This window comes from Deltaproteobacteria bacterium (genome assembly GCA_019310525.1).
Taxonomy (GTDB): domain Bacteria; phylum Desulfobacterota; class DSM-4660; order Desulfatiglandales; family HGW-15; genus JAFDEE01.
Genome location: JAFDEE010000119.1, coordinates 1 through 7,571 on the forward strand (window position 1 = coordinate 1; position 7,571 = coordinate 7,571).

Genomic DNA, 7,571 nt, shown 5'->3' on the forward strand with positions numbered 1-7,571 from the left:
TCAAATCGAGGATGCGATCCGCAAGATCATGGCCGAACACGTTGGAGTGATGCGGACGGCGGAAGGGATCAAGACGGGAATCCGGAAGTTGGAGAGGTTGGAGACCTTCCTGGATGAGATGAAGGCCAGGGACCTCCATGAACTGATGAGGACCCACGAAACCCGTTCTCTGCTCCAGGTAGGAAAGATGATGGGTAAAGCCGCCCTTTTCCGGTGTGAAAGCAGGAACAAACCTTACCACCACCGGCTGGATTTTCCGGAAACGGACGATAAGAGGTGGTGCGGCTTGGTGATACTGGAAAAGAAAGGGAACGATATCTCTTGCAATTTTGAGCCCATCGTCTACCAGAAGACCTGACCCTTATGCCGGTAAGATCACGTGGGAGAACCCGGGCTCCCGGCGCGGAACCGCCCGGGAGAAAAAATCGAGCTTGAAATGGAGGAACCTCATGCCCCCTGCATTCGATTATGAAAAATGTACCGGTTGCGGGACCTGCGATGCGCTTTGCCCCGCCGATGCCATTTACATGAAAACCGACGACGAAGGGGAGACCCCTTATTTGAAGTACCCCGATGAATGCTGGCACTGCGGCTCATGCCGGCAGGACTGTCCCGCCGAGGCCATAACCATCCTTTTCCCTCCCGACATGCTCAGCATTTGACTGGGAAGGAGTCCCCTCCGCCCACTTGAGAAGTCGGCCCAAGGGGATCCGAACTTATCGCGTTTCTCCAGGATCTCCCCGATGAGATCCGCCGCCTTTCCCTTTCCAATAGGCGGATCTCCAGCTATTTCATTGCAGGTATTACCGCATGAGCCCCGGCAGGAACAGGGCCACTTGAGGGAAGAAGAGGATAATGAGATTGCAAAGGAGCAAAGCCATCAGCATTGGCAAGACCCCTCTGAAGATGGCCTCCAACGGCACGTCCTTTGCCACTCCGTAAACAACATAGACGTTCACCCCTACCGGAGGAGTAATCACCCCCATTTCGGTGATCAGGACGATCACGACTCCGAACCAGATGGGATCGAACCCCAGGGCCTGGGCCACGGGAAAAAAGATGGGGATGGTGAGCATGATCATGGCCAGAGCGTCCATGAAACATCCACCGAAAAGGTAGATCACTATGATCACCACCATAATGGCGTGCCTGGATAAGGGCAGGGTGGTGACCCAGCCCGCCAGGTCAAAGGGGATCCTCGTGATGGCCATAAAATGCCCGAAGATCGTCGCCCCGGTTACGATCACCATGACCATGCAACTGATCCGGGTGGTATCGGCCAGGGAACGAACAAAACCCTTCCATGTAAGCTGTTTCCTCAAAAGGGCAATGACCAGGGTCAGGAATGCCCCGGCCGCCGCAGCCTCCGTGGGAGTGAAAATGCCGAAAAACATTCCTCCCATCACCAGGGCGAAAATAAGGAGGGTTTCCAGGACTCCGGCAAAGGAGCGAAGTTTCTCGCCCAGACTGGTCCGGGGACCGGCCGGTGCCAGTGAGGGATTCTTTAAGACCCTGAGATAGATGACCAGGAGGAAAAGGCCGGCCAGGAGGATACCGGGCAGAATACCTGCGGCGAAAAGCTTTCCGATGGATTGCTCTGTTAGAATCCCGTAGACGATGAAGATAACGCTGGGTGGAATCAGGATTCCCAGGCTCCCGGCGGCCGCCACCGTGCCTGTTGCAAGGCTCATGTCATACCCGTAACGTTTCATTTCCGGGAGGGTCACCGTGGCCATGGTGGCAGCCGTGGCATTGGTTGAACCCGATATGGCGGAAAAGCCTGCACAGGCGGCGACTGTGGCCATGGCCAGCCCACCCTTTCGATGGCCTACCAGCACGTAGGCTGAGTCATAAAGCCTCCGGCTGATTCCGGAATGAAAGGCGATCTGGCCCATAAAGACAAACAGGGGAATCACGGTCAAGCCATAGGATGAAAATACGTCCCATACGTCCCTGGCAAGAAGGGACAGACCTGCATCCACCGTCACCACGTAACTGAACCCCGCGAGACCCACGGCACCCATGACGAAACCCACGGGCATGTTGGAAAACAAGAGGACGACCAGAATACAAATACCTATGATGCCAATCGCTGTCAGACTCATTTGAAAAACAACCTCGTACTGCTTTTGACCAGATCCACAAATAAGACCAGGCAAACTGCCCCCGCCGCGATGCCGATGCCGTAAACAAATGGATAAAACGGCAGTTTCAGGGTGAGGGAAACCTCACCGCTCGCCCGCAGGCTCGATGCATAGAGCACGGATCTCCAGGATATGAGGGCGAAGAGGATGAGACTCAGCAGATTGGTAAGGGTCTCGATCCCGGCCTGCAATCTGTTAGGAAGGAGCCGGACTATAAGACTTACCGATACATGCCCTCGCTCGTTTGAAGTATGGGCCATGGCAAAGCCGACCGCCACGGCGCCGAAGAAACAGACCAATTCGTAGGTCCCTGGAATCGGTCTCCGAAAAAGCCTCAAGATGACATCCGCACAGGTGAGTAACATCATCAAGATTATGGCAATGCCGGCAATCCAATAGAGCACCCGTGCGAATCGATCGCTGAACCGTTCAAACCCTTCCATAGCATAAAAATCCCCCCCGGGAACCACCCTGCAAAGACAAGGCGCTTCCCGGGGTATCTCGCAGTAAAAAAGTCAACTACTACTTGCTGTATTTTTTGATGAGGTCTCTCACGGTCTGCACGTACTTGGAACCGTTCGGCGTATTGGCGCTATAGTCATTGATCACCGGTTCAACGGCTTGCCGCCACCGCGCGCTTTCGGCATCGGAGAGTTTAATGAGTTCGTTTCCAAGGCTCTTGGCGAATTCGAGCCCTGCGGCATCCGAAGCGTCCCAAGCGGCTCCGTGGACATCCACCCACTCATCGGCCACCTCATCCATGACCTTCTTCACGTCATCGGGCAGGGCGTTCCATTTTTTGAGGTTCATGACCACGAACATGGCAGTGGTATAACCAACGCTGTAACACATTGTAGTATATTTCACGACTTCGCCCTGCTTCCAGCCCTTGAGCACCTCGATGGGGCTGAAGGTACCCTCTACGACACCCTTCTGCAAGGCCTCATAGGTTTGACCCTGCGGCATGGCCACCGGAACCCCTCCCAGGGCCTTTACCACCTTTGCGCTCAGACCGGTGGCACGGATCTTCATGCCCTTGAGATCCTCGAGTTTACGAACCGGCTTCTTGGTGTGGAGTATGCCGGGGCCGTGGGCATGGACGTAAAGGATCTTCACGTCTTGCAATTCCTTGGGATTGACCGTCTTGGCAAAGGCATTAGCCACCCTTGTGGCCACCTTTCCGGAAGGGTAGCCCATGGGCAGATCAACCGCCGCCATAACGGGAAAGCGTCCCCTGGTATAGGCAAAGCATGAATTTCCCAGGTCGGAGATCCCCTTTACCACGCCGTCATAGACCTGCGGGGCCTTGGTCAGAGTCCCCCCGGGGAAAGTAGTGATTTGTACTTTTCCATTGGTTCGTTTTTCAACTTCTTTTGCAAAATCAATCGCTGCTTTGGCTTGTGAATGTGAAGGGGGAAAGAAGATGCTAAAGGTGAGCTTGATAGTGGCGGCATTTGCCTTGGTCGCGCCCATAGTGAAAAAAGAGACGGCTACCAATCCAACGAGTAAGAACAAAAAGGCCTTTCTCATCATTCGAACATCCTCCTTGCTTTGAATGGTTCCTGAACCTCGCTTGCCTCGATTCCCTTTGAACTCCTGACCTTCCACCTCCTTTCCATGGTGTCCCTTTTATTGACAAAAAGGGGCATCACTGCCCATGGTTTAGCTATAATATGGCTACACTGAAAAATTACGAATGTCAAGCTGAAATTATGATACGGAAAGTTTCGGCCGAATGACGACCAGGATCATGCAAAACCGCAGCACATTTCTTGCCCTGGAAATCACCCTGCCGGCAGAAAGAGTACGATAATAAATCAATCAGACAAATTAGGACCACATGTGTTTACTATTATTATGGATCCGATAGTAGGAAAGTGCAACCGCCTTTCTCTTTCACCTGATTTTCGAGTTCTCGGTATTTTGTGTAGATAGTGTCCATCCATAAATGAGAAAATTTGTGCAAGGTCAAGGAAGGCGAAAATTTTAACCGCCCCGCTTGGGATACCAAGCGGGACAAGCCATACATTGAAGTATTTCGAGGATTAAACCCAAATTATGCGTGAACGCTTGCCCAAGGAAGGGGAAAGGGATTTTCCCTGAAGCGGCCTATTTTGGCTCTGGAGCAGCCTGCCTGCCGCAGGCAGGGAGAGCGGAGGAGCCAAAATCGGCAGTGAGCGGAGCCATGGACGGCGTAGCGCCTGCCCGCCGGCTGTTTGGCGGGAACGTAGCGGAGGGAACATCCCTTTCCCCTTCACCCATTAGATGCTGTCAGAATGCTTCAACATATTGCAATAAAAATCAATTTCATTGTTGGTGCATAATTTGGGTTAAAATCTGAGCCTGACGCAGAGATTGCGGAAATTGGCCATTTTATGGATGGACACTAGATAGGGCTGATCCCCCAGGGAAAGGGGGGCTAAGCCCTACCCTGTCTCCTGGGGCCCAGCAAAAGGGGGGATAAAAGTTAAGATCAAACCCAAAAAGTCGCTGAATACTGTGAAGATAGAAGATTGGCTATTGCGGGCTGAAGATATGTTTTTCTGAAACCGCCGGTCACTGCTTTATCGGGTATTGAGTCTCTTCAGGGTGGTCTGGGGCTTCCAGCAAATCGGAATCGGAATCACCTGTTTGGACGGGAAAATCGGTCTCCGTTATCCCCGTTTCCAAGGCTTCCCTTCCATCTGTATCCTTTCTGTCAAGGCCGATGATGCCCAGCAATTCATCCACCGTCCCTTTCATACCCTCCGCCTCATTATTCAACACGCGGCTTGCCGAGGCGCATTCTTCCGCACTGGCGGCGTTTTCCTGGGTCAACCGGTCCATTTCGAGGATGGCCTTATTTATCTGTTCGATCCCGCGGGCCTGCTCACTTGAGGCCGCGGCGATTTCCTGGACCAGATCTCCAACCTTCATGGAGCTCGCGGTCACCTCTTCGAATGCCTCATTGGTCTTGCCCACGATCTCCGCGCTGTTCTTGACTTTATTTACGGTGCCGTCAATGAGGACCGCCGTATTCTTGGCCGCCTCTCCTGCCCTCATAGCCAGATTGCGGACCTCATCGGCGACAACGGCAAAACCTGCGCCGGCCTCCCCGGCCCTTGCAGCCTCTACCGCGGCGTTCAACGCCAGGAGATTGGTCTGAAAAGCGATCTCATCTATCGCTTTCACGATTTTTTGAGTCTCCATGCTTGCACCGGATATGTCCTCAATAGCCGTGGTCAGTTCCTTCATCGATCCATTGGCCTTTTCCACAATCCGATTCACATCTTTCATCAAGCCGTTGGCCTGGCTCGCATGATCAGCGTTCTGCCTTGTCATGGAAGACATCTCCTCCAAAGCTGAAGAAGTTTCCTCCAAGGAAGAAGCCTGCTCACCGGTGCCTTCCGCCAGGGAATGGCTGGCTGAGAGGATCTGGTTCGAGGCCGATGCGACTCTCAGGGCCCCCTGGTCGATTTTCCTGGAAATCCCTCGGAAAATCCTGATTATTCCCCTGGTCATAAAGATGGCCGCCAGGATGCCGACGATAATTACAGCTATACCCATCATACTGATATACCGTTTGACCGTCTGGGCGGAGGCCAGCATGGCGTCATCCGTCATAGTGTGCTTCTTCACCTCGCCGCGCATAGCGGACAACAGGGACTGACTGGCGCGAAGGGCCGGCAGGGTCTCCTGAGCATAAATACGATCAGCTTCCCGCATTCCCTTGAGCATATCCTCGGCCTCCGCCCTCACCTTCCTGAGGGCCGCGACCGTGTCATGCAGGGCAGGCAGGGTTTTCGTCTTGAAGATCTTCCTGGCTTCATCGTTTCTCATCACCGACAGCATTTCATAGCTGATCGCCGCCGTGAAATGTTTTGACAACTCTTTCAGGTATGGAAGCATACGAGAAGTATATAGTTGTTCTGCTTTAACCTTGTCCCCTTCTTTCAATGCGGCGTCGATTTCAACCGCGGAATCGTAAAGATTCTGAAGCGGAATCTTGCATCGGGAAAGGGTCTTTTTCAACAGGGGGAAGTCCTTGGTATATTCGGCCGCTTCTTTGGAATCCATGAATTTCCAAATAGCGCTTGTCGAAGGATCGGTTTCCACCCCCAGGTTGTTCTTTCCCTGGAGGATGCTCTCAGACACCTTTATGGTCCACCCCCGAACATCCTCAAGGCAGTCTTTGAGAATGAGGAGAAGACCTGGATGAATCTTCTTGTAGGATTCCTTGATCTCCGCTGCACTCCGGTAAAGCTTTTCCTGGGAAGACTTGAGCTCTTTTATCAGGGCGGCCATTTTTTCATTTCCTTCAATCACTTTCCTGGCCCCCTCACCATAGATCCATTTCCCCAGGGGAGTGGACCGAGGATCGATTTCCACGGATAGCTCGGTCTTGTTCTTGATGAAAAATTCGTCAATTGAGAACACCCATTTAAAGAGATCCAGTTCCCCACCGGCCAGCAAGTCCGGAAGGCCCTCATCAACCTGCTTGAAGTGAGTGACTATGGCTCGGGCCGATTCGTGAAGTTTTTTATGGACCCCTTCGATCTTCTGGAGATAGGGTTTCAGGGTCGGAACCAGTCTTTCGGCTTCCTTCCTCCCTTCTCCGTAAAACCACTTTCCAAAAGAGCACTTGCGCTCATCTATCTCAACCGGAAGTCTGGTGGTTTCTTTGTCGGTCAGCAGGGTGTTGATGCCGTTGGCCCAGTTAAGCTGATCCACCATCATCTGGGAAATGAGTCCGTCAAGTCTGTTCCCGTCAATGGCTTGGCTGGCATTTCCTACGATCCCGTCGATGCCGGTAAAGCTCAAAACAACCATTCCCGCCAAAAGGATCAGGATGATACCGAACCCACACGCTATTTTTTTCCCCAAGGTGAGATCCTGAAATCTCATTTCCCTTCTCTCCCTTCCATTAGATTGTAGCCGATCGCTGCCGAGGGAAAGGCTTCCCCTGACATCTCCCAGAAATCACCTTTATCCATTCGGTCCCGCACACAGTACTTGACGTGTTGCCCGAAACCAAGAGCAGAGATCTCCACCTCCGGCCCTTGATCAATCGAACCGAGCAAGCCCTGTTTTTTCGGATCTCTTGTGCATCTATTCCTGGAAACCGAGGAAAAAGATGAGGCCCGGTTCCGGCCATGGTAGTCACTCCGATTAAGGTCCATTCAATGCCGCTTTTCCTCTCAAAAGGAATATGCAAAAATCACACAAAAATAGCTGCAATAATCATTCCATTTGCCTTATTTCAACCCGGATGGATCTAACGTTGGGCCTGACAGTTTGGCCTGTCGAGCTGCCTGCATCTTCAGGGTTCATCAAAGCCGGTACAATTATGGGTCATTTCACCCATTCATTCTGTGTCAGCTGCCTCATGTTGAACCCCGCGGAAAAGTATGACCGACATTAATTTGACACCAGGATAACTTTTCCCGC

Annotated in this window: 7 protein-coding genes; 2 read left to right on the plus strand and 5 right to left on the minus strand. The window is 52.6% G+C overall.

Features of this window, described 5'->3' with window-relative positions:
• The first annotated feature begins 28 nt into the window (after positions 1 to 28).
• Both JRF57_15555 and JRF57_15560 read left to right on the plus strand, forming a co-directional pair.
• A complete protein-coding gene (locus JRF57_15555) occupies positions 29 to 358 on the plus strand; it encodes a hypothetical protein (protein MBW2305116.1) in 330 nt (109 codons plus the stop codon).
• A gap of 91 nt (positions 359 to 449) precedes the next feature.
• Positions 450 to 662, plus strand: a complete 213-nt coding sequence (locus JRF57_15560) for a ferredoxin family protein (GenBank protein MBW2305117.1) — start codon at positions 450 to 452, stop codon at positions 660 to 662.
• Between the two features lie 141 nt (positions 663 to 803).
• Here JRF57_15560 and JRF57_15565 read toward each other — a convergent pair whose 3' ends face one another.
• The 5 genes from JRF57_15565 to JRF57_15585 form a co-directional block, all read right to left on the minus strand.
• Positions 804 to 2,105, minus strand: a complete 1,302-nt coding sequence (locus JRF57_15565; GenBank protein MBW2305118.1) for a TRAP transporter large permease — start codon at positions 2,103 to 2,105, stop codon at positions 804 to 806.
• Complete coding sequence (locus JRF57_15570) at positions 2,102 to 2,587, minus strand: TRAP transporter small permease (protein MBW2305119.1); 486 nt, start codon at positions 2,585 to 2,587, stop codon at positions 2,102 to 2,104. The genes JRF57_15565 and JRF57_15570 overlap by 4 nt, the downstream gene beginning before the upstream one ends.
• A gap of 79 nt (positions 2,588 to 2,666) precedes the next feature.
• Positions 2,667 to 3,674, minus strand: a complete 1,008-nt coding sequence (locus tag JRF57_15575; protein MBW2305120.1) for a TRAP transporter substrate-binding protein — start codon at positions 3,672 to 3,674, stop codon at positions 2,667 to 2,669.
• 1,026 nt (positions 3,675 to 4,700) lie between these two features.
• A complete protein-coding gene (locus JRF57_15580) occupies positions 4,701 to 7,028 on the minus strand; it encodes a CZB domain-containing protein (GenBank protein MBW2305121.1) in 2,328 nt (775 codons plus the stop codon).
• Positions 7,025 to 7,303 (minus strand): hypothetical protein, encoded by a 279-nt coding sequence (locus JRF57_15585; GenBank protein ID MBW2305122.1) that lies wholly within the window; start codon positions 7,301 to 7,303, stop codon positions 7,025 to 7,027. Before JRF57_15585 ends, JRF57_15580 begins: the two co-directional genes overlap by 4 nt.
• Positions 7,304 to 7,571: the final 268 nt, after the last annotated feature.